This window comes from Legionella qingyii (assembly GCF_003184185.1).
The window spans coordinates 1-22523 of the sequence record NZ_QHJG01000037.1; the positions used below are offsets into that span (position 1 = coordinate 1).

Consider the following 22523-nt stretch of genomic DNA (forward strand, 5'->3'; position numbering starts at 1 on the left):
GAACCACTTCCTAATGAATCCTTGACATCACCTTCCAATGCTTTGGATAACAGATCGTTAGCCCATAGACTTGATGAAAAAAGAAAAACACATAAAGAACTGATTCCTCCTTTAACAGTCTTCATGAGTGTATTTTGTTTGTGCATTTCACTCTCCTTATGGCTCATTGATTAACTTTTAAAAACTCCGGAACTTGTAATATTTTTCTTAGATAGTCTTCCTCTCGTTCAACCTCCATATTCGCTGGTACTTTGAATCCCAATAAGATCTTATTTCCTTTGGAGCACAAAACCTTAACCTCGATCTCTCCATCATCAACCAACACTTTTTCTCCAATTTTTCTGCTTAATACCACCATGATGTTCTTCCTTTATTTTCTGGTTAAAATTTCTTTACACTTGTTTAAATGAGTGACAACAACCTCTTGCTTTGCAGGCACATGATTCTTCTTAACCACATAAAACTGAGTACGCTTTTTAATCTCACGACAGCACGCAATCATTTGTGGTAAAGAAGGCGGCAACTCATAAAAATCCCGACATTGAATAATGGCTTTATTAATCGTGTTTTCGCTAAACCCATTCAAACCGTCCTGCCATTCTTTTTTGGCATACTCCAAAAATCCTTCACTCTTAAACTGGCTTCGCCAAATGTGGCCATAAAAAGCTGCAAACTTTGAAAACAAGGTTTCAATCAGTTTGCTTCTGGGATTAACCTCTCGGGAAATGGACGATGTTGGTTCTTTCGGGTTCATGGTCTTCTTCACTGGGGTTCCAAAATGGGTCTCTTGTGGATTGATGTTGATGAGGCTTCCAATGTGTTTCATGATGACTCTCCTGCTTCATTTCAGTGATTTCGTCTTCCCAACAGCGATGCGCCAACCAATTGGCAGGATATTTCCAATGCGCAACCCATGTGCCATTAAGTTTCATGGTTTCAACATGATGGATTTGGTTTTGTAAGGCACTCATGAGTTGCTGAAATACCAAGGCACTTGGGTTAAGTTGTTCAAATGCTGCTTGTGCTTTGGCTTTAGATTTTTTCTCTGGATAAAGCGACCAAAATTTTTCGAATTGCGATAATAAAACAAAATAATTATCTTCTTTTAGAGGTATGGCGGCTTTTGATGACTCTGCTATGTCGCCTTTTTGTGAATCAACATGAGATAACCCAGTCTCTACAAGACTTACATCGTGCGGGTTTATGGTGGCTTTCTGTGGCGGGTTTATGGCGGCTTTTTTTTGGACAGAATAATGCATTGTTGCTAATTCACATTTTAAAATTAACTGCATTCCTTCTGACTGAATAGTAATTACACCCGCACGGACTAAACCATATAGCGCTCGTCGAACCTGATCTCTTGAAAAATTCTGACTTTTAATCCCTTGATGAGGCTCAACATATAATTGTTCTGATATTGATTGGTGACTAATCCGTCGTTTAATTCCGACTAATCCAGTTTTACCATCCATATAAGGTCTAATTCCCATTAGATAAGCCAGGCGCTGGATATGTGGCAAGCCACTTAACGCATCTAATTCCTGATGATTAATTTTAAAATCCATTTACTCACTTCGCTCCTTCCTCCTATCGTCATAAAGTTCTTATTGTGTTATCTTTTAAACGATGGATTACATATAAATACTCTAATCGAGCAATTTAACTCATAAAGAGTATAATTTAGCACGTATTGAGCTTGTGTCAATATCTGCTAACTCTTTATTTCTCAGAAATTGGAAGGCTCAGTAACGATATGAACGTCAAAGAAAAAATTGGACTACGGATAAAACACGAACGCACAACAAAAGGGTTAACAAGGAAAGCATTGGCTGAATTGACCGAGAATTTAAATATTTCTCGAATCAACAATTATGAGCGTGGAGAAAGAACTCCTGGTCCAGATGAAATTACTCAGTTAGCAAAAGCTTTAGAGGTATCCCCAGCTTTTTTGATGGGATTATCCGATGACCGAGATGGTGAGTTTAGCAGGAACTCTGGAATTGGCACTTTAATACCGTTACTAGACTACAGCCAAGCTTGTGAACCAAACATTAATATCCACAAAATAAAAAACGAACTGACTCATAATAAAATAAATTTTGTCCCTATTAGCACTGATATTGCAAAAAAAATTAGTGGAGATGCTTTCGCACTAGAAATTAAAGATAACAGCATGGAACCAGAATTTAGAATAAATGATATTTTAATTTTTGACCCGAACGCACAACTTAACCCAGGAGATATTGTTGCGGTCCAAATTGGAAATGAAATGGAAGTGATTATTCGCAAATATAAACAACTATCTACATCCACTACACAACCAAAATATGAGTTAGTAACATTGAATGAAGATTGGGCAAATATTCATATTGATGAAAATAGTAAAGGTAAAATCGTAGCTTGTGCCATTCAATTAACTAGAAAAATTAAATAGCCACTTTTAAAATAAAATATATATAGTGTATTTTTAGTTTAGAATATTTTATTTAAAGCTAATGCTAATGACTATTTAGAAATATTTTTTAAATGTACAATCTATAAAAATAGAATAAATGCTTTTATTGTTTATTAACGCTAACTTGGCCAACTAATGAAAAAAAGAAAATATAATAAACCTCAACTTCAAGAAGCAATTTTTGAGGCCAAGTTTGATTTTGAAAATTTTGATACAGCCATGCCCGGTCAAATTTTTGAATTTATAAAAAATGACTATCCTTTAAAGCAAGATATAAAACATTTCTCCTTACCATATTTATTAGAAAATCCTGCCAATGCTCAACCTCCATTTATACAAGCCCCTTTGATTCGGGCTTCTAAAAATGATGGTTCTGGAATTCTACAATTTGGCCCAGGAATAGCGATCGCAAATAATTTAAAATATGAAGGATGGGATTCTTTCGTACCTACGATAAATAAAATTCTATCAGCATATATAGATGTAGCGAAACCCATATATGTTAGTCGTATTGGAACTCGATATATTAATAATATTCATATTGCTGAAGAAAATTTAAATGTTTCTGATTATTTTAATTTAGATATCCAAATCCCCAATCACTTAAAAAACTTTAAAGCATTAGAATTAACTTTTTTGAATGAAGTATCAAATATAAATAACATTAAATTTATTGTACAAACAAGATTCTTGACTGACTCTCTAAGACCAGGAGAGGTGGGGGGAAGGTTTATTTTAGATTTAGATTGTTATATTTCAAATCAATTTGAAAGTGAGATTATACAAATTATATCTTTAGCTAAAGAATCTCACGATATATTGGAAGAGTTTTTTGAGAGTATAATTACTAATAAGACTCGGTCACTTTTGGAAGTTATAAATGAGTAGCTCTTCAGTAACCTTAAAATCTCCGTGGAGACTAAACTCCTCTAGTAAGTTAACTAGAATCAATCCTATTTATGAAGATTATAGTGCTGAAGCAATTAGCAAAGAAATTTTACAAAGAAAAATAGAAACTTTAATTGCTACAATAACATTAGAAGAGAATAAAGCATCGAAGATAGAACGTTTATTTTCATTAAAGACCCCTCTTATACAAGAAAGATCTAAAATTTTACAAAATCCAATCAAATTATTTTTACCCAGTTATAAGAAAAAATTAAAAGAACTTGATGCTGAACTTGATAGAATAGAATTGGAAATCTATAAGCTTGAAACTTTAGATAAAAATAATGGATTGGATCTTAATGAAACTTTACTTCAATTTGAGAAAAGATTAGAAGAGAGAACTAAGATATTTTCAGAAAATATAATACATAATGCCAACAAATTATAATTACAATGGCTAATTACAAGACATATAAACCAGAGCTTAGAAAAAATTTTAATTATTCTTGTGGATATTGCCAAACAAGAGAGCCTGAGATAGGTGGTTCAAAAAATTCTTTTCAAATAGATCATTATAAACCTAAAAGTAAATTTCCAGACTTAATAAATAATTATGAAAATCTTATTTATGCTTGTAGAGCTTGTAATGGATATAAAAGCGATTATTGGCCAAGTTCAATTTGGGATAATTTATTAAAAAAAATAATTTTAAACCCCAGAGTAGAAGATTTTGAGAAGCATATAGATAAAAGTAATTTCGCTTGGTACGGAATAACATTTCGTGGAAAATGGAATATCTCCACATTGCGATTAGCCTCTGAAACTCAAATCTCAATAAGGAAAGATAGGGCTAGAATTGAAAAGTTAATTAGTAAATTTGAAAAACAAACCCTGATCTTTCAGACAAAAATTCATGTTGAACAAAACAATGGAGACTTAGGAAAAGTAAAAGAGCTTAAAACAGAATTAAAAGAGCACATGAAAGACATTGAGATGTTAAGAGGAAAAATTCAAGGCCCCAAAGATTAAATGCTAAAATAACCTTGTAGCAGATTTGTAACAAAGTGTAATATAACCCCTGTTGTTTCAGGCAGTTCTAGGCAGTAATAGCTAAATTCGTTACATCGCAAGTTACTGATTTTATTATGATTTATATTTGATTAACTTGGCTTCGAACCAAGGTGTCGGGGGTTCGAGTCCCTCCGAGCGCGCCATTTAACTGCTTTGCGGTGCGATGCTTTTTCATTAGTAACCGATGAAGGCGCTGTTTCATCTTTCGATGGAAACCTTCGGTCGCTAGAACCCCTACTTCCCAGGTTTAAGCGTATTCTGACGCTCTTCTTCTTCTTTAGCCAGCTCATTTGCCTCTTTTCGTGTTTGGGCTAAATTAGCTCCATCCTTGCGCCCAAGAAAAGAACCAATATAGCTTGATACTTCCGGTGGCAATTTTTGGGAAAGTTCTCCGCCAGCTAAAGCACCTACGGTTGCTCCTCTTGTAAATGCTTTAGCGGAGGAGACAGTTTGTACTACTTGAAGGCGCTGCGATTCGAAGTTGTCTTCTTTGAATACGTTTTGGTTTTTAAATGCTTCCTTTATTAATTCGAAATCATGTTTGTCTTTAATCAACCGGTCGAACGCCTCGATATTGGATAGCACCCGACTCATCCTTATCAGATCTGGCTTATATGGTGCATATTGCTTAGCGGTTTCTCTAAACTCCTTGTTGTCTTTAATCAACCGGTCGAACGCCTCGGGATCGGATAGCACCCGGCTCATCGTTATCAGCGCTTCCTTATGTGACGGCAAATAACGCGTGATCATCATGAAGTCCTTGTGGTCTTTGATCAACCGGTTGAACACATCAGGCTCGGATAAGAATTCCACCAATGATGCTTCATAATCTTGGAAAGAACCCACAGCCGATGTGAAATCATCTACGTTTTCAATTAGCTGCTTTAAATCGTTATAGTTATGCTCTTTTAATGCTTGCTGTATTTTTATATTCATAACTTACTCCTTTTTTTGATTCATTATCTATCATTATAGCTTATAATTAAAAACCTCATTTTGGGCATATTTAATACATAATGATTAATTTTCTTCTGAGGCCAAAACGTGTCTCAACTGTGGCGGTACTACGCTGTAATAGGCAGTTTTAGGCAGTTCCTGGTGAATTTGACGCCTTACAACGCATTGATTTATAACGAATTTAAAACTAGAGCATCAACACGCACTCCGTAATTTTCAAAATTTCTAAAACCATAAGCTCTTCGCTGAATGAGTTTGATTTTACGATGGAAGCCTTCTGTGATTTCATTTGATTTACTAAACCGCCACACTCTGGCGACGTCATCTTTACAATGTGACTGATTTTAAATAAATTAACAACCAAACTTATAATTAAAGGATTATTTTTGAAGAAAAGGATTGCAGTGATTGGCTCGGGGATATCTGGTTTAACAAGCTCCTATATTTTAAGCAAAAACTATGATGTTTCATTATTTGAAGCGAACAATTATCTTGGTGGTCATACAAATACCCTATCTGTGGAAACTGAAGAAGCAGTATACTCGATCGATACCGGATTCATCGTTTTTAACAAAAGAACATACCCTAACTTTTGTAAATTGCTCGAAGAGTTAAATGTTCCAATTCAACCTAGTGAAATGAGTTTTAGTTATCGCTCTGATCGACGGGGACTTGAGTATAATGGTCATAATTTAAATACACTTTTTTCAGATCGCCGCAACCTAATTAAATTAAACTTTTATCGCCTCATCAAAGACATTATTTTATTTAATTCCGACGCAAAAAAATTCTTAGCTCAAACTAATAATCTCGAAATAACCATCAATGACTTCATCACCGAAAACAAGTACTCGGAGCAATTTAGAGAATCTTATCTGATTCCAATGATGGCTGCTATTTGGTCTAAAAATAAAGAAGATGCACTAAATTGTTCGGCTTCTTTTATACTAAAATTTTACAATAACCATGGGCTTCTTGATTTATTCAACCGACCTATGTGGTATGTTATTAAGAAGGGCTCGAAAAACTATATCGCCCCCATGCTTGAGAGGCTTAAAGAGCAAATTTACTTAAACTCTAAAGTAGATTTGATAAAACGAGAAAATAATAAGATTACGATAGTAACCAACTCTCAAGAGCACCTGTTTGATGCCGTTGTATGCGCTACTCATAGCGATCAAGCCCTAGCCATGCTTGAGAAACCTACTCATGAAGAAACCCGCATTTTGTCAGCAATCAAATATAATGAAAATGAGGTAGTACTTCATCAAGACAGAAGCATAATGCCAAAAAATAAAAGGGCTTGGGCAAGTTGGAATTACCTTGATAACCAAAGCACTGCACCTACACTGACCTACTACATGAATCGATTGCAGTCAATTAATTCCAACCATGATTTTTTTGTATCGGTCAATCTTGCCAATGAAATTGCTGAAAATCAGATAATCCAATCATTTAAATACGCACATCCCTGTTTGAATGTGTCTTCCTTGAAAGCACAACAACAAATTGATTTGATTAATGGAATGAATAATACGTACTATGTAGGAAGTTATTGGGGTTATGGCTTTCATGAAGATGGAGTCAATAGTGCGATAAATACGTGTAAGCTACTAGGAACCTAGATGATGAAACATCTAATTTTTACAGGGCATGTGCGACATCGCCGTTTTTTTCCAAAACGGCATCAATTTTCATATAAATTATTTATGTTCTGTTTTGATCTAGCTAACATAAGTACCACCTTCAAAGACATCAAACACGTATCCATAGAGAAGTTTAATTGGTTTTCATTTAGACGAAAACATTATCTTAATGAATCGACGATACCTCTTGATGAATATGCTCGCCATTTAATAATGAGTCGATACGGAACTTACCCAAAAGGAAAAATCTATTTATTAACCCAGCTCAGTTGTTTAGGGTATTGCTTTAATCCCATCAGTATTTATTTTCTCTTTGATGAAGCAAATCAAAATTTGGAGTATTTAATTTTGGAGGTCACCAACACCCCTTGGGGAGATCGGCATAATTATATTCTCAGGCATTCGGCCAAACCTAAAAATGAAATCTATTCTTATCAATTTCAAAAAGAACTGCATGTATCCCCTTTCATGTCCATGAATTATACCTATCGAATGAATTTAAAGTTAAATACACAAAAAATAATTGTTCATATGGAAAATTATAGTGAGGGAAATAAGGATTTTGATGCGACATTAGTTTTAAAGGCTGAGGATAGCTCATCAATTAAAAAGGTATTCTGGAAGCATCCGCTAATGACCTACAAAATTGCGACTGCAATTTATTGGCAAGCATTAAAATTATGGATTAAGGGTATTCCATTTCATGCCCATCCAAGATCAAATAAAAGGATATAGCATGGACCAAAATAATTATTCATACACTCTGAGTGCAAGATTCTGCAAGAAAATCTTTTTTAAGTTATTAAATGGCATCACACATGGGGCCATCGAAGTCAATGATCATGAAAGCAGCTATGGATTTGGTCATGAACAAGAAAAGAATGATTTAATTGCTACCATCAATATAAATAATCCCAATGCTTATAAAGCAATCCTTCTAGGAGGGTCTGTTGGTGCTGGGAAAAGTTACATCGATGGGGATTGGGATACAGATGATCTACAAAAATTAATCACGCTTTTTATTAAAAATGATTCCCTCTTCAATAATATTGAAAGTCCAATCGCCCGTTTATCTAGTTTGATAAGAACAATAAACTATAAATTAAAAATTAATTCAATTCATCGAGCTAAAGAGAATATTCTAGCCCATTACGATTTAGGAAATGAGTTCTTTAAATTAATTCTCGACCCGTCAATGATGTATTCATGTGCTCTTTATAAGCCATCGGATATCAGTTTGGAGGAAGCTTCTAAGAAAAAAATTCAAGCTATTTGTAGTGCACTGCAACTAAAACCCAGTGATCATATATTGGAAATTGGCACCGGATGGGGTGGATTTGCCTGTTATGCAGCGCAAGAGTATGGATGTAAAGTAACCACAACGACCATTTCAGAGAAACAATACCTTTATGTCAAAGAAAAAATCCATCAATTGGGCTTAGATAATCAGATTGAATTATTAAAAGAAGACTACAGAAAGCTTTCCGGTCAATATGATAAAGTAGTGTCAATCGAGATGATTGAGGCAGTTGGACATAAATATTTTGATACCTTTTTTCAGCAATGTAATCAGCTTCTTAAACCTGAAGGTTTATTTTTCTTACAGGCAATCGTAATTAATGATCAAGCCTATGATGCAGCAAAAGATGAGGTTGATTTTATTAAAAAATATATTTTCCCTGGCGGCTGCTTGCCCTCAGTGCTTTCCATAAATAAATCAATTGCCAGCAAAACCACCCTGCAATTGCTGTCATTTCAAGACATAGGGCAACATTATGTCTCTACTTTAAATGATTGGTATAAAAAATTATTAGAAAACAAACAAGAAATTCTTGCACAAGGATTTACTGAGTCTTTTATTCGAACCTGGGAATTCTATTTTTTTTATTGTGCCGCAGGGTTTCAGACCAATTACATTAGCGATATTCATGCCTTATGGCGAAAGAGACGATGAAGACCTTACATTACCTGATTCATACAATTGCTTATTATGTAGCTTGGTTTGCATGCATTATGCTTGCTGCTCGGGGATATGCATGGATAAGCCCTCTTATCGTAGCTGCTTGTGTTTTGCTGCAATTGTACTGGCAACATCGAACGAGAAAACCGCTACAAGGGCTAGGGATTTTATTAGCGATTGTTGTATCCATCAGTACTCTAATCGATAGTACTCTGGTTTATAAAGGAATTGTAATTTATTCAGCAAACCCCTTTTCCCCCTATTTTACCTCTCCTTGGATGATAACTATATGGATAAGTTTTACGGTTGTTTTATATGCCACATTAAGTAGCCTATTTGATCACCTACTTTTGCTCGGGCTTTTGTCATGTGCAGGCTTTGCCTTAGCGTTTCGCATTGGAGGAAGCTTGGGGGCTGCTTTTTTTCCTTATGGCACCGATATAACTTGCCTTTTGATTGGGTTAATTTGGTCACTTTTATTGCCATTTTGCGTCTACTGTTACCAAAAAGTAAAGGAGAATAAATAATGTATGCTATTGGCATTGTAGTCATTTATCTTATTTTACAAATGAGTTTCATGTGGGGATTGTATCGCATTCTAAAAAATCCTTCAGTTGTTGATGTTTCATGGTCATTAGGGTTAATGGTTTCAGGTTTAATTTATTTAAGCTTAACTACTTTAAGTACCCGTACTTTGATTATTGCTTCTCTTCTCATTCTATGGGCTTTGCGCCTTGCGTTCTATCTATGGTACACACGAATAAGAAAAGGACATGTTGATAAGCGTTATATCGAACTGAGTGCAAATTGGAAAATAAGCCCTTCTCTCGGTTTTTTTATTAACTTCCAACTCCAAGGCCTATTGATTCTAATCATTTCAAGTGTATTTTTTCTTATTAGCAAATCAGGACTGACTCATATTACCTTGTTAGATAGCATTGCATTTTGCATTATTTTAGCAGGAATCATGGGTGAGACTTTGGCAGATTTACAGCTACAACGTTTCAAAACTCGACATAAAGGAAAGGTATGTAATGAAGGCTTATGGAATTATTCGCGTCACCCCAATTATTTTTTTGATTGGTTAAGTTGGCTGGGATTCGCCTTATTTGCGATACAGTCAAATATTGGGTACTTAAGCTTGCTTTCGCCATTAATGCTTTACATTATTTTCACCCATATAACAGGTCCCCTGACCGAAAGAGGCTCCATACAATCAAGGGGACAAAAATACATTGCATATCAAAAGCAAACTTCAATGTTTTTCCCTTGGTTCAAGAAAAAAATCGATTCTGAATGAAGGTCGCAAATAGACTACTCAACCCACATAAAACCATTCCCCAAATAAAATCGATTAGGGTTATCTTCCATGGCCAGTTTGCTAGAATTGAGTAATTGGTAAAATCATAAATCCCATAAGTCACAAGACCGAGCATTACTCCTCCAGCTAGTGCTTGCAGGTAATTACCTTGTGCGCCCGGAAGAACAAAATAAAGAATGCCTAAGGTGATGCAAACATAAACAACTGCCGCTGCCCACCAAATAGGCGCCATCCCCTCAGCCGATTTACGTAACAACATGCCGATGTGTTCTGCATAAATATTTTTGGCAATGAAGCCCAACCAAATCATATCCAGTATAAAGACACAAATCATTGTTAAGAAAAAAAGCCCTATAAGTTTCATCATAGTTCTCCATAAATATCAACAATTACTTTCGAGTCAAGTTTTGCTTTAATACATATTTAGGCACTGGTTTAACATCCCAGACGATACCCATTAATTCTAAAAGTTTGATTAGGTAATAAGTAATGTCAATTTCCCACCATCGAAAACCTTGGCGAGCTGAGGCAGGATAATGATGGTGATTATTATGCCAACCCTCGCCAAGTGTAATTAGGGCAAAGAAAAGATTGTTTTTACTGTTATCTGACGTTTCATAAGATCTTGTACCATACACGTGGCACAGGGAATTGATAATAACGGTCGTGTTAAACAATGCCACCAAGGAAATACTAAAGCCCCAGACGAGCATTTCACCAATTCCGGTGTTCCATTGAGGCGCATAAGTCTGCAGCACCCAGCCGATTACGAAAAGAGAAAAAAGCAATAATGTTGGCATCAAAATGTCATAGCGTTCTAGAAAAACGAGCTCAGGATATTGCTCCAAATCCCTGACTCGCTCCGGATTGTAGTGATAATGTTTTTTTGTTAAAAACCAACCTACATGACTCCACCAAAATCCATGTTGTACCGGGGAGTGTGCGTCTTCTGGCGTATCAGAAACCATATGGTGCTGCCTGTGATGTGCCGCCCACCAGAGAGGACCTCGTTGAGCGGAGGTTCCTGCAAGGGCTGCAAAAATGAATTGCCAAAAGCGACTTGTTTTAAATGCCTTGTGTGAGAAATAACGATGATAAAAAGCACCGATTGTGAATAGACGGAAAAAATATAGAATAACTGCTGTACTTATGGCAATCCAACTGAAGCGCACATAAAAAACCAACAGGCAGCTAAGGTTAATCATAACGAAAGGAATCACTCGAATCCAATCAATTTTATTGCCAAATGATTCATCAGGACTGTAATTATTTTCGCTTACAATCCAACTGCGTATCAAACATCCTAAAGACTTCATCAAATTAATCCCTGATTCTTCACTAAATTCCAACTATTAGCTTATATCACCATTCAATTAATAACTAATTATTTTTATTTTGCTTATATTTTGAATGAAGAGGAATATAATCAAAATTTTGAGGGCCACTTACTGAGCCACATTCATCGTAGGTATTATCTGCACACAGAAAAAACTCCTCTGCCCCATATTCAGCGGCTCGGGACATAGCATCGTCAATAGAGTTGAAATGTAATAGTTCTTTCCCTTTGTGAATAAATTCATCGGATTCTTTAGCAATAATTTCAACTATATATTCATGCAGCTCAATTGGTGAGTAAATCAAAGCGATTGACTTAGAACTACTCTTAGCCTGATTAATTAAACCTTCGCGTGTTTGATTTGCCATGATTCAATTCCTCATGAAACTATATTAGATAAATTATAGCTGCCATTTAGGCACCTAGTGGTAATGCTCCTCCGTTTTACCTCTAAAAAGAAAATAGGCATATAAGGTATATGCAAGCAATATCGGCAACATAATAACGACACCAACTAATATGAATGTGAGTGTCGAAGACGGTGCGGCTGCTTCCCAAATCGTAATCTGATGTGGTATCAAATAAGGATAAACACTGATTGCTATACCTATATAAGAACACAAGAAAATGATAATGCTGTAAATAAACGGCTTACGCTCGTTATTAGAATTTACAGATAAGTTTCTCCAAGTAAGATAAATTGCAAGTACGGTAATTAAAGGAAGTGGGCTTAACAATAAAAAATTAGGAAATTGATACCAGCGATGAAAAACTTCAGTACTGTGCAATGGAGTCCAGATACTGACAAAGACTAAAAAGAAACTGACAATAATTAATAAACCCTGAGCATAATGAACCATTTTTCGTTGAAGTTTACCGCTGCTTTTGATAATCATCCATGTTGCGCCAAGAAGCCCATAACCACTAATTAAGGCAACACCGGTAAATAAGCTAAAAGGAGTTAACCAACTACCCTGACTGATTTCCATTGTTTGAGGATTCATTGAGAACCCTTGAACAAAACATCCTAAAATAACTCCTTGAAAAAAAGCTGCAGCAACTGAACCTATTGCGAATAACCAATTCCAAACCGGTTTTGAACGATCCGCTTTAAATCGAAATTCAAAGCTGACGCCGCGAAAAATCAAAGCAATAAGCATGAACATTAAAGGCATGTAGAGAACGGGAAGAAGAGCGCCATAAACCTGGGGAAACCCTCCATAAAGGATAGCTCCACCAAAAACTAACCATGTTTCATTACCGTCCCATACAGGCGCAATTGAATTCATCATTTTATCCCGCTCACTTTCGCTGTTGGTAAAAGGAAATAAAATTCCAATGCCAAGATCAAAACCATCTAAAATGACGTACATCATGACAATGAAGGCAAGTAATACAGCAAAAATAAGTGGAAGCATTATTTTTTCTCCACGTTTAAATCAGTCATGTACTGAAAAGCATGATGTTCAACTTGGTCTTGCTCAATAATCTCGGGGCCAAGACGGATAAGTTTCAATAGGTAATAGAGATAAAAACCAAAAACAATTCCATAAGCAAGAAGGAGGAGAACAGAAGAAATAATCACATCTTCAGCACTGATTGCTGAAACTGCATCATGAGTTTTTAATAACCCATAAACCACCCAGGGCTGTCGTCCAATTTCGGCAGTGAGCCATCCGGAAATAGTAGCTATAAATCCGAGCGGTGTTAGTGCAAAACACCAATAATGAAACCATGTTGCTTGATAAATTTTGCTTTTGTAACGGAGGAATAGTCCTAAAATTGTTGTTGCGAACATCAAAAGACCGATGCCTACCATTATTCTAAATGAGAAAAAAACAGGGGCAACTCTCGGTTGTTGGTCAGCAGTCACCGAGTCTAAACCAACCATTTTGCCATCCCAATCATGAGTATTGATTAAACTTGCCAGCTTGGGTATCTCAATAGCATACTTATTTTGTTGTTCTGCCTGAGAAGGCCAAGCAAATAAGACCAAAGGAGCACCGTTTTGAGTATGCCAAAGCCCCTCCATGGCCGCTGTTTTAAGCGGTTGATGCTCTTTAACCATCAGCCCAACAACATCACCTACCCCAATTTGAACAGGAACAAGAATTAAAGCGGCCCAAAGTGCAAAGGACATGGTTTTCTTTGCTGCCTCCACTGCTTTTTTACGAAGCAAATAATAGGAGGACACTCCCATGATGACAAAAGAAGTTGTCACATAAGAGGCTAAAATCATATGGATAAAGCGAGGTATAAACGATGGGTTCATCACTACAGCCCACCAGCTAGCGACCACGTACTTTCCATCAATCATCTCATAGCCACTGGGTGTTTGCATCCATGAATTGGCCGACATAATCCAAAAAGCAGAAATGGTTGTCCCGATAGCAACAAGCAAAGTTGCAATAAAATGCAGTAGCGGCGGTACCCTTTTCCAACCAAAGAGCATCACACCTAGAAAGCCAGCCTCAAGGAAAAAGGCGGTTAGTGTTTCATAAGCAAATAATGCACCCAAAATATTACCAAACTGGTTGATAAACGGACCAAAATTTGTTCCAATCTGATAGGCAAGTACAATGCCTGAAACGACCCCCATTCCAAAGGTAAGAGCAAAAATCTTCGTCCAAAGTTTACAGATTTCAAGATAAACCGTTTTTCTTGTTTTTAGCCAAAATAACTCCATAATGATCAAAAAAATGGCCAAACCCAAATTCAATGTTGGGAATAAAATGTGAAACCCAATGCTAAAACCAAACTGGATACGTGATAGAATTTCCACAAGCATTTCATCACTCCGCTCATAACCAACTGAGTTTTGTAATGCAGCCGCTAAAACCAGATTAGGAAGAATAATTTATTCACGATGGCGTCTATCTGCATTTAACAATGCAGAGTGACTGCATTACTGCTCTAATGACAAAGTATCGTATATGCACAATAAATTATCAAATTAATCTTACTTATAGCTTAATTAGAACAACTAATGGGTCTTCGTTCTTTCAAAATTTATCCTAGAGAATACAGTTACCTACCTAGGGATTAAGAGTTAATTCATTCAAAAATATTGAAGTTTTTACTTACTTCGATCATATTAAACGTAATCCTCTCTACTGAATCGTACTATGTCTAATTATTTGGTTATTGCGGCAAGTAGTGCAATCGGACAATCGGTCACAACTTTGTTGAGAAATCGTGGCGACACGGTATTTACCACTGCAAGGGATAATCATAAAATTAATCCGGATTTTTTAATTGATGCCTGTGATTTTGATGCGGTTAGTGACGTTTTTCGTAAGGTTGGCGCCATTGATGGTGTTGTTAATTGCGCAGGCTCATTACTCTTGAAAAGTGCCCATTCGACAACATTTGAAGAGTTCCAAGCCTGCATTAATGCTTCGCTAACTACCGCATTTGCAACAATTCGTGCTGCGGGTTTGATGATGAAAAAAGGCGGCTCAGTAGTATTGATTTCATCAGCAGCAGCCTTGGTTGGACTCGCAAATCATGAGGCCATTGCTGCAGCTAAAGCGGGAGTTATAGGTCTTGCTCAGGCAGCTGCAGCTACTTATGCCGCCAATAACTTAAGAGTCAATGTGGTAGCGCCAGGAATGGTCAATAGTCCATTAACCACCCCTCTATTAAATAATCAGTTAGCTCATAATGCATCCAAGGCGATGCATCCTTTAGGACGTATTGGGACACCAGAGGATATTGCTCAAGCGATTGTATTTTTACTTAGTCCAGAAAATTGCTGGATAACCGGGCAAGTTCTTGCGGTAGATGGGGGCTTAAGCCATGTTCGTCCCAAGTTGAAAATTTAACTCACTAATAAAAATCAATTTATGACAAAACTCTGCTTTATTTTAGGCGATCAATTGAGTGAAACTTTGTCTGCACTTAGTGAAATCAATATGCATGATGATGTTGTATTGATGTGCGAAGTTACCGAGGAAGCAACTTATGTCAGTCATCATCCTAAAAAAATCGCATTTTTGTTCTCTGCAATGCGCCATTTTGCTCAAACACTAAAAATTAAAGGATATCGCGTCCGCTACACAAAGTTTGATGATCCTAACAATCAAGGAAGCCTAGTCAAAGAACTGATAAGAGCCGTTGAGGAAATAAAGCCTTCAGCCATAAGCCTTACTGAGCCAGGGGAATGGCGAGTTTTTAAAATGTTTGATGATTTGAAAAGTAAGTTGCCGATCCCATTAACGATTTATGAGGACAATCGCTTTTTATGCACCATAAATGAATTTAACGATTGGGCCAAAGGAAAAAAACAACTACGCATGGAATTTTTTTACCGGATGATGCGTCAAAAATATCGCATTTTAATTGATAGCAATGGAAATCCAATCGGGGGGTCCTGGAATTATGATGCGCAAAATCGTAATCCTGCAAAACACATTTCTTCATTTCCAAAACGCTTGGAGTACCCCAAAGATGAGATTACTGTCGAAGTTTTGAGATTGGTGGCAGCACATTTTTCAAAACATTTCGGTCAATTACATCCCTTTGACTTGGCAGTGACGCGTGCTCAAGCTTTGTCCGAGGCAAATTATTTTATTAATCATTGCCTTATCTCATTTGGTGACTATCAGGATGCTATGTTAACGAATGAAACCACTTTATATCATTCTAAACTATCGTTTTATCTTAATGCCGGACTGTTATTATCTATAGAGTTATGTCGTATGGCAGAACAAGCTTACCTAGAACGAAAAGCCCCTCTTAATTCAGTAGAAGGATTCATACGTCAGATTCTGGGATGGCGAGAATTCATCCGTGGGATTTATTGGCATTTTATGCCTGCCTACAAAGAAATGAATCACTTTCATGCTAAAAGAGACTTGCCAGCTTTTTTCTGGGGAGCAGATACTAAAATGTTTTGTATCAAGGAAGTAGTTCGCCAAACTTCAGTAGAAGCTTATTCGCATCATATCCAACGATTAATGATAACCGGTAATTTTGCATTACTTGCAGGCATAAATCCAAAACAAGTCTGTGAATGGTATCTTGCTGTTTATGCTGATGCCTATGAGTGGGTAGAGCTCCCTAATACCTTAGGCATGGCACTTTATGCCGATGGTGGTTTAATGGCAAGCAAACCCTATGCTGCCAGTGGAAAATACATTCAGCGCATGAGTAATTTTTGTGAATCGTGCTCCTATAATCCAAATGATTTATTAGGAGAAAAAGCCTGCCCATTTAATGCATTATATTGGAATTTTCTGAAACAAAATGAAGAAAAGCTTAAAGATAATCCTCGACTTCACTATGCTTATATGAATTGGCAAAAAATGACCCTGGATAAAAAAGAAGCCACTCATGCCAAGGCGCAAGAAATCTTATCTTCTTTAGACTCAGGCAGTCTTTAAGCCTGCATATTCAGAGTCCAAATGATTCCATTGAGATAGCTCGCAAAAATAAGCCACAAAGAGTAAGGGATTATGAGTAAAAGGATTCCTTTTTCTTTACTTTTAATGGTTATTAAAATAATGGCTGCATTCAACCCCACCATGATGACTATCCATAAAAAACTAAAACCCAACCAATGCAGTTGAAAAAAAAGCGGTGTCCATATCCAATTCATCATTAATTGAACTAAATAAAGACTAAGTATTGTTTTAGTTTCAGGATTGTTTCGATTTTTCCATAATGTAAATCCAGCAATCGCAAGAAAAGCATATAAGATTGACCATACAACGGAAAATACCCAACCCGGGGGAGTTAAAATTGATTTATGGAGTTCCTCATACCAAGAATAGATGTTCGCTTGCGTTAATAAGCCCAAGAAAAACCCTACTAGTTCAAAAAATAAAATCCAAATAACCAGTTGCATCCCGTTTTTTTTGTTCAAACTCTTCTCTCCATATTTGATACTAGATAGTAAGGGTATTATATATTTTGTATGACTGAAAATCCGACGCTGCGATTACTATTAGATGAGTTATTATTGAATTCTACAACTAAAACAAGTTCATTTGGTAAGTCCATAATTTTTTGGAGCACCAAAGCCTTTTTTTAGAGGAAAATTTATGTCCGCTGAGGAAAAAAAACGGACGAGATCTTTTAACTCCTCCTGTTGCACCTGGGCATTAATCCAATTAAGCTTTACTTGAGTTGTAGCCTGCTCTCGTTGATTCACGAGAAACAAAGTACTATCCCCTTCATGGAATTTTTGTGTCTCTCCTTGTTGCACCTTAAATGCCAAATGATACTCCTTTTTTAAGAAAGCTACCTGCTGATGGATTCTTTTTATCCCAATATAAAGATTAGTAAGTTCATTCTTAAGCTGCTCATACATAAATTTTTGTTCCGCCCTGATTTGGTATAGCTCACTTTGGGTGCGAATTAATTTACCTTTTGCCTCTCTCTGGAGTACCGGAAATTTGAAAGAAACTCCTATAAATGCTGCTTCTGGTAGTAACAACGGATATCCTCCAGTACCATTTTGTTTAAACGTGTATGCCGTAGCATCCAAATTGGGCAGGAGCTCATTTTGCGCTAAATCACGTTTAAGCTTAATAATTCTTGAATAATTTTCTAGCTTCTTAAGGGAGGGATGGTGCGCTAACTGCGATAAGCCAGATGTCAATTGTCTTGGATTAGTTAACACTTGCGAAGGCAGACTGTTTTCCGATGGAATTTTGGGATTTCCTTGTTCATCTCGATAATATAGAGATAAATTAATTCCAGCCTGTTCAAATATCATCTTCCCTTGGTTGAGTAATTGTTCTCTCTGGACTATTTGTTGCAAATTTTCAGTAATCGCAAGTTTAGGAAGATCACCTTGATTTGCCTGTTGCTCAATAGCATGTTGTCTCTTTTGAGCCAATTTTAGTAATTGTCTAAACGTTTTTAATTGCAATCCAGCCTCAACCCATTGCCAATAGGCCTTAATTGTTTCCTGATAAATTTTAATTTTAATCGCTTCCGCGTCGTGTTTTTTCATTTCAATCGACTCCGCGGTAGTTAATAAATTCGTTCGCTCCTTATCAATCAATCGATCTCGAAGTAAAGGCAGTGAAAGTCCTGCTCGATATTCCCCACCCGAATTGGTTAAGTAATTTTGATAATAAATCGGCCAGCTCCCATTCCCATTTCGGTAACCCGCAAACAATTTGACTCCATTATAAAAAGTAGGAACAGTAAGCTGGGTATCTCCATAATTGTTAATATAGCCACCAGCAGGTTGAGATCGAGAGCTTGCATCAAGAGAAGGATCAAACGTTCCCAATGCACTCAAATGAGCACCTTGAGCTTTAGTAATTTCCAAGCGTGCGATTTTAATTTTTGGATAATATAGGGTGACGCTTTGCAGTACCTTATCCAAAGTTAATTTGTGTGGTTCATTTGCGATACATACCGTGGAAAGGAGCAAATAACAAAATCCTAAGATCAACTGATTCTTAAATCCGCTATGAGTATAGTATCTTTTCATGGCTGAGTCTTCTCTGGAGTACTCTCTGGCGGAAAACCATTAAACTGGCGCCACAGTTCATACCATAAAGGCACTTCCCCTAATTGAACCCAACCATGTACACGTACGCCTTGTCTTAAAAATTGTGACTGAGGCCAGGGCTCATCAGGAACAATTACTGCACGAAATAATCCCGTACCATTGTCTGTAGGGTCTATAAAAGAAACAGTCCCCCCAAAAGTGCCCACAGCAATTGCAGGCCAACCTCTAAATTGGATCGCAGGCCATCCTTCAAACTGTAATCGAGCTTTTTGATGGATTCGAACAAATGGAATATCATTACCATCGATCCATAGTTCCACAGCTCGTGATTCAGTTTGTGGAATGATTTGAGCCAAAACATCTCCAGCTTTGACAACCACACTCTCTTGGCCTGTCAATCGTTTATATATTACCCCTGCTACATGCGCTTTTATAAGTTGTGATTGCTGACGAGCGATACGTACGTCAATATCCACCATGTCAATATTTGCCTGCGCTAACTCGCTTTGGTATTTGGAGTATTCAATTTGTGCTAATTCATATTGGCGCTTTGAATTAATACCTTGTTGATACAGTTTTTTTTGGCGCTCGAGATTAGCTTTTCCTGCAACAATTGATTGTTCTGCTGCCTCTATCCGAAGAGCAATTGCTTTTTTTTCTAATTCTAATCGTGTTAATAATTTGGGATCATTGTCAGTAATATCCACTAAGGGGTCTCCTGCTTTTACACTCATACCCTCATCGACATACCATTTTTTGATACGTCCATTGATTGGTGAATTAACTACATGCAGCCTCTCGGTGGGAGAAAACGCAATCACTTTGCCATTGCCAAGAGCAAACTGTTGCCATGGCGTAAACGCTAAAAACAGGGTGATAATCAGGGCAATAATAAAAATTATTTTGGCAATTTTTTGGGGCTTTGGTAGTTTTTTTATCATTGCATAGGCATGTAATTTCATGAAAGCACCACGTGATTTGTCATTTTTTTAAATTCATGGTTTTGGGTGACCAACATCAAAATCGTATTCTTTAAGTTCAGCAATGGTGTGATAAGAAGTTCACTTTTTTCTTTTTCTAATCCATCAAAAACTCTGTCAATTATGAGTAACTGAGGTTGAAGTAAGACAGCACGTATAATCATAAGAGCAATCAGTTCAAATTGTGTAAACTCATTTTGCCAATCATAAATAATCGTTTTTAAGCCATCGGGCTGACGCATTATTTTTTCAGATAGTCCAAAGTGTTCTAATTGCTCCATAATTATTTTCAGTGGTGTATTTTTATGGTTAAGTACTAAATTGTCATAGATACTTCCGGCAAACCACTCGGGTTTTCGCAGCAATAAACTGAATTGACGAAGTGCTGATCGATGTTCTTCATTACACAAATTTTGATTCACTAAAATGGCCATGTCATATTTTTTTCCAAACCCTAAAAGCGACTCGGAAAATGTTTTGCAGCGTTCTGCATCTTGAGAATAAATAAAGAGTGGTTTATCCAAAGCAGCAACTGCCGGACTTTTATGTGGAAATTTAATTTCTATCGATTTCATCGGTAGAAATAGAGCATTAAGGTCCATTTTAATTTCTTCTACTGATAAATTAAGTACTGTATCAATCTTACCTTCTGATGCAATTAAATCGTAATAATTTTCTAGAAGTACGCCAAATCGCTTAAATGCATAAATCAATGCACCAAGTACGATTTCAGCAGCCACTAACTGCCCCAAACTGAGTTGATTTTTAATAACGAGATATCCCCCTAATCCCAGAAGGAGGCTGCTGGAAAGCGCAGAAAGCACATAAAATCCAATTTGATGTTTTATGAGCTGCCTAAAATGAGTATTTCTTGCATGTAAAAAGGAAACTAATCGCTTATCCGATTGTAAGGTAGCATAATGGCTGCATTTGCTAAACCGAAATAGAAACCGATTGATTAAAAGCTCTTCGAGCCAGGAACCTACCTGATGCTTTTGAGCACATTCTTCTTTTGCGCTGGCGAGTCCTTTACGATAGGGAATGAAAATAATCAATATGATGCTTAGAATGATAAATCCATCAAAGATCAGGAATAATGGATGGTAAAATAGGAGCAGTAATAACCCAAAAAAAAGTTGAAGCCCTAAGTTAACTCCATATAGTAAAAGACTTGAAAGTGATTTCTTGATGGTTACTACTTCAAAAAAACGATTAACCAGCTCTGGCCCATTGTGTGTTGAAAAATTATCCAAAGAGAGGTTGTTGAATTGTCTCGTGAGATTTAAACTTATCTTCACCATCAATTTTTGTTGCACTACTTCCAGGATTACCGTTTGCCATATATTTAATGCACCTAGTGCCAACATCAGAATCAGAACTATAAAGCTCAAGGTAACAACAGGCTGCAGTAACTTTCCAAAGGCAATCAAATTAATTAATGTCTGCGCTGCAATCGGAATACTCAAAGTTAATAGGCTTGCAACCAAACTAATGAGTGCAATGGATAAGAGTGTTGGCTTATCTAAAACATCCCTGATCGAATTCATTTTTCCTAAATATCCTTTTTATTTATTTAAAGACATCAATGTTTTAATTTTTTCATTATGAAATACTCAAGCGATTCAATAGCCTTGTTCTGTTTCTTTCTTTTTAACAAGGATACATGAATATCACTCAACTTAGGTAAAAAATCCTCATCAAGGCGATCAAGATCGTTGGGAATCATGCTCCGTTGTATCGCAGTAATTCCTAAGCCAGCGCGCACAGCAGCCATTTTCACCGCATAGCTTGGGCTACTAAACACAAGGCGCCAATTCAAATGATTCTTGTCTAGAGAATCAATCACATTACCACGATAAATACAAGGTGTTGGTGAAAGCACCAGTGGAATTGGTGTGGTTTTGTTGAGTTGAGTAAGAAGTTCTCTCTTGCCTGCCCAGTCTACTGGCTCATTCCAAACATTGACACCCTCAGCAATATGATTTATTTGATTGGTTTTAATTAAAATCAAATCAAAGTCGCCTTGGTTAAAACGCTCGATTAAATTAAGAGTGAGTTCGCATTCAACATTGAGCATCACCCGGGGATGATGTCGTGAAAACTCAACCAGTACATCCGATAAAATCATTGAAGCAAAATCCTCAGGCAGACCAAAACGAATCTCTCCATGCAACTCAGGTGCTTTAAAACGGTCCAGTGATTCACGATGAAGTTCATAAATCTTTTTTGCATAGCCTAAAAAAAGCTCTCCATCTGGTGTCAAAGACAACTCACGTCCTCGAAGAATTAATGGTTTTTCAATTAACTGTTCGAGTTTTGCAATTTGCTGGCTGATCGCCGATTGCGTACGCCCCACTCGGAGTGCGGCTTTTGTAAAACTTTGGGTTTCTGCTACCGCCAGGAAGCATTGCAAAGTCACTGTATCAAGACTCATTAGA

General features: G+C 36.7%; 25 protein-coding genes and 1 pseudogene. 11 read left to right on the forward strand and 15 right to left on the reverse strand.

Translation table 11 applies throughout. The features are described from left to right. Positions 1–163: 163 nt before the first annotated feature. From DGG96_RS17410 to DGG96_RS17420, 3 genes are read right to left on the reverse strand one after another with little or no spacing between them, the layout of a single operon-like run. The gene (locus DGG96_RS17410; protein ID WP_110143816.1) at positions 164–358 is read right to left on the reverse strand and encodes a carbon storage regulator; all 195 of its coding nucleotides are present in this window, start codon (positions 356–358) and stop codon (positions 164–166) included. Between the two features lie 12 nt (positions 359–370). After that, positions 371–754, reverse strand: coding sequence for a Vir protein (locus DGG96_RS17415; RefSeq protein ID WP_110143817.1), 384 nt, complete (start codon positions 752–754; stop codon positions 371–373). Continuing rightward, positions 711–1565: a hypothetical protein gene (locus tag DGG96_RS17420; protein ID WP_110143818.1), complete on the reverse strand. Its 855-nt coding sequence runs from the start codon at positions 1563–1565 to the stop codon at positions 711–713. Before DGG96_RS17420 ends, DGG96_RS17415 begins: the two co-directional genes overlap by 44 nt. Positions 1566–1753: 188 nt before the next feature. On the opposite strand from DGG96_RS17420, the gene DGG96_RS17425 reads away from it, so the two are divergent. From DGG96_RS17425 to DGG96_RS17440, 4 genes are all read left to right on the forward strand, one after another. Further along, on the forward strand, positions 1754–2434 hold the full coding sequence (locus DGG96_RS17425; protein ID WP_110143819.1) for a helix-turn-helix domain-containing protein: 681 nt from the start codon (positions 1754–1756) through the stop codon (positions 2432–2434). A gap of 156 nt (positions 2435–2590) precedes the next feature. Beyond that, positions 2591–3343, forward strand: a complete 753-nt coding sequence (locus tag DGG96_RS17430) for a TIGR04255 family protein (protein WP_110143820.1) — start codon at positions 2591–2593, stop codon at positions 3341–3343. Next, complete coding sequence (locus DGG96_RS17435) at positions 3336–3791, forward strand: hypothetical protein (protein WP_110143821.1); 456 nt, start codon at positions 3336–3338, stop codon at positions 3789–3791. The genes DGG96_RS17430 and DGG96_RS17435 overlap by 8 nt, the downstream gene beginning before the upstream one ends. 5 nt (positions 3792–3796) lie before the next feature. After that, complete coding sequence (locus tag DGG96_RS17440; RefSeq protein WP_110143822.1) at positions 3797–4372, forward strand: HNH endonuclease; 576 nt, start codon at positions 3797–3799, stop codon at positions 4370–4372. Positions 4373–4648: 276 nt separating this feature from the next. Here the strand turns inward: DGG96_RS17440 and DGG96_RS17445 are convergent, their stop codons facing one another. Both DGG96_RS17445 and DGG96_RS17450 read right to left on the reverse strand, forming a co-directional pair. After that, positions 4649–5350, reverse strand: coding sequence for a hypothetical protein (locus DGG96_RS17445; RefSeq protein ID WP_110143823.1), 702 nt, complete (start codon positions 5348–5350; stop codon positions 4649–4651). Between the two features lie 191 nt (positions 5351–5541). Further along, positions 5542–5691: pseudogene (locus tag DGG96_RS17450) on the reverse strand (transposase); the annotation flags it as partial. Between the two features lie 66 nt (positions 5692–5757). On the opposite strand from DGG96_RS17450, the gene DGG96_RS17455 reads away from it, so the two are divergent. The 5 genes from DGG96_RS17455 to DGG96_RS17475 are packed head-to-tail and all read left to right on the forward strand — an operon-like array spanning position 5758 to position 10277. Further along, the gene (locus DGG96_RS17455; RefSeq protein ID WP_110143824.1) at positions 5758–6996 is read left to right on the forward strand and encodes an NAD(P)/FAD-dependent oxidoreductase; all 1239 of its coding nucleotides are present in this window, start codon (positions 5758–5760) and stop codon (positions 6994–6996) included. Next, entirely contained in the window at positions 6997–7752 is a 756-nt protein-coding gene (locus tag DGG96_RS17460) for a DUF1365 domain-containing protein (protein WP_165831642.1), read from the forward strand. Position 7753: 1 nt separating this feature from the next. Next, positions 7754–8971, forward strand: a complete 1218-nt coding sequence (locus tag DGG96_RS17465) for an SAM-dependent methyltransferase (RefSeq protein WP_110143825.1) — start codon at positions 7754–7756, stop codon at positions 8969–8971. Continuing rightward, complete coding sequence (locus tag DGG96_RS17470; protein ID WP_110143826.1) at positions 8968–9504, forward strand: DUF2878 domain-containing protein; 537 nt, start codon at positions 8968–8970, stop codon at positions 9502–9504. The genes DGG96_RS17465 and DGG96_RS17470 overlap by 4 nt, the downstream gene beginning before the upstream one ends. After that, positions 9504–10277, forward strand: a complete 774-nt coding sequence (locus DGG96_RS17475; RefSeq protein WP_110143827.1) for a DUF1295 domain-containing protein — start codon at positions 9504–9506, stop codon at positions 10275–10277. Before DGG96_RS17470 ends, DGG96_RS17475 begins: the two co-directional genes overlap by 1 nt. Here the strand turns inward: DGG96_RS17475 and DGG96_RS17480 are convergent. The 5 genes from DGG96_RS17480 to DGG96_RS17500 all read right to left on the reverse strand — a co-directional run bounded on the left by DGG96_RS17480 (position 10252) and on the right by DGG96_RS17500 (position 14422). Next, positions 10252–10665 (reverse strand): DUF2177 family protein, encoded by a 414-nt coding sequence (locus DGG96_RS17480; protein WP_233590509.1) that lies wholly within the window; start codon positions 10663–10665, stop codon positions 10252–10254. The two genes, DGG96_RS17475 and DGG96_RS17480, sit on opposite strands and share 26 nt — an antisense overlap. 22 nt (positions 10666–10687) lie before the next feature. Continuing rightward, the gene (locus DGG96_RS17485; RefSeq protein ID WP_110143829.1) at positions 10688–11614 is read right to left on the reverse strand and encodes an acyl-CoA desaturase; all 927 of its coding nucleotides are present in this window, start codon (positions 11612–11614) and stop codon (positions 10688–10690) included. 64 nt (positions 11615–11678) lie between these two features. Next, on the reverse strand, positions 11679–12002 hold the full coding sequence (locus tag DGG96_RS17490) for a DUF6482 family protein (protein WP_110143830.1): 324 nt from the start codon (positions 12000–12002) through the stop codon (positions 11679–11681). A gap of 54 nt (positions 12003–12056) precedes the next feature. After that, positions 12057–13052, reverse strand: coding sequence for a cytochrome d ubiquinol oxidase subunit II (gene cydB, locus DGG96_RS17495; RefSeq protein ID WP_110143831.1), 996 nt, complete (start codon positions 13050–13052; stop codon positions 12057–12059). Further along, positions 13052–14422: a cytochrome ubiquinol oxidase subunit I gene (locus DGG96_RS17500; protein WP_110143832.1), complete on the reverse strand. Its 1371-nt coding sequence runs from the start codon at positions 14420–14422 to the stop codon at positions 13052–13054. The genes cydB and DGG96_RS17500 overlap by 1 nt, the downstream gene beginning before the upstream one ends. Positions 14423–14759: 337 nt before the next feature. Between DGG96_RS17500 and DGG96_RS17505 the strand changes: the two genes are divergently transcribed. Then, positions 14760–15458, forward strand: coding sequence for an SDR family oxidoreductase (locus DGG96_RS17505; protein ID WP_110143833.1), 699 nt, complete (start codon positions 14760–14762; stop codon positions 15456–15458). A 21-nt stretch (positions 15459–15479) separates the two neighbouring features. Continuing rightward, positions 15480–17018 (forward strand): cryptochrome/photolyase family protein, encoded by a 1539-nt coding sequence (locus tag DGG96_RS17510; RefSeq protein WP_110143834.1) that lies wholly within the window; start codon positions 15480–15482, stop codon positions 17016–17018. On the opposite strand, the gene DGG96_RS17515 is transcribed toward DGG96_RS17510, so the two are convergent. From DGG96_RS17515 to DGG96_RS17535, 5 genes are all read right to left on the reverse strand, one after another. Then, positions 17015–17500 carry a TspO/MBR family protein gene (locus DGG96_RS17515; protein WP_110143835.1) on the reverse strand — a complete coding sequence of 162 codons (486 nt, stop codon included), beginning with the start codon at positions 17498–17500 and terminating at the stop codon, positions 17015–17017. The genes DGG96_RS17510 and DGG96_RS17515 overlap by 4 nt on opposite strands. A gap of 120 nt (positions 17501–17620) precedes the next feature. Further along, a complete protein-coding gene (locus DGG96_RS17520) occupies positions 17621–19084 on the reverse strand; it encodes a TolC family protein (protein ID WP_110143836.1) in 1464 nt (487 codons plus the stop codon). After that, positions 19081–20067, reverse strand: a complete 987-nt coding sequence (locus DGG96_RS17525) for an efflux RND transporter periplasmic adaptor subunit (RefSeq protein WP_110143837.1) — start codon at positions 20065–20067, stop codon at positions 19081–19083. The genes DGG96_RS17520 and DGG96_RS17525 overlap by 4 nt, the downstream gene beginning before the upstream one ends. After that, a complete protein-coding gene (locus DGG96_RS17530) occupies positions 20064–21632 on the reverse strand; it encodes an ABC transporter transmembrane domain-containing protein (protein ID WP_110143838.1) in 1569 nt (522 codons plus the stop codon). The genes DGG96_RS17525 and DGG96_RS17530 overlap by 4 nt, the downstream gene beginning before the upstream one ends. A 35-nt stretch (positions 21633–21667) precedes the next feature. Next, positions 21668–22519: a LysR substrate-binding domain-containing protein gene (locus tag DGG96_RS17535; protein WP_110143839.1), complete on the reverse strand. Its 852-nt coding sequence runs from the start codon at positions 22517–22519 to the stop codon at positions 21668–21670. Positions 22520–22523 lie beyond the last annotated feature (4 nt).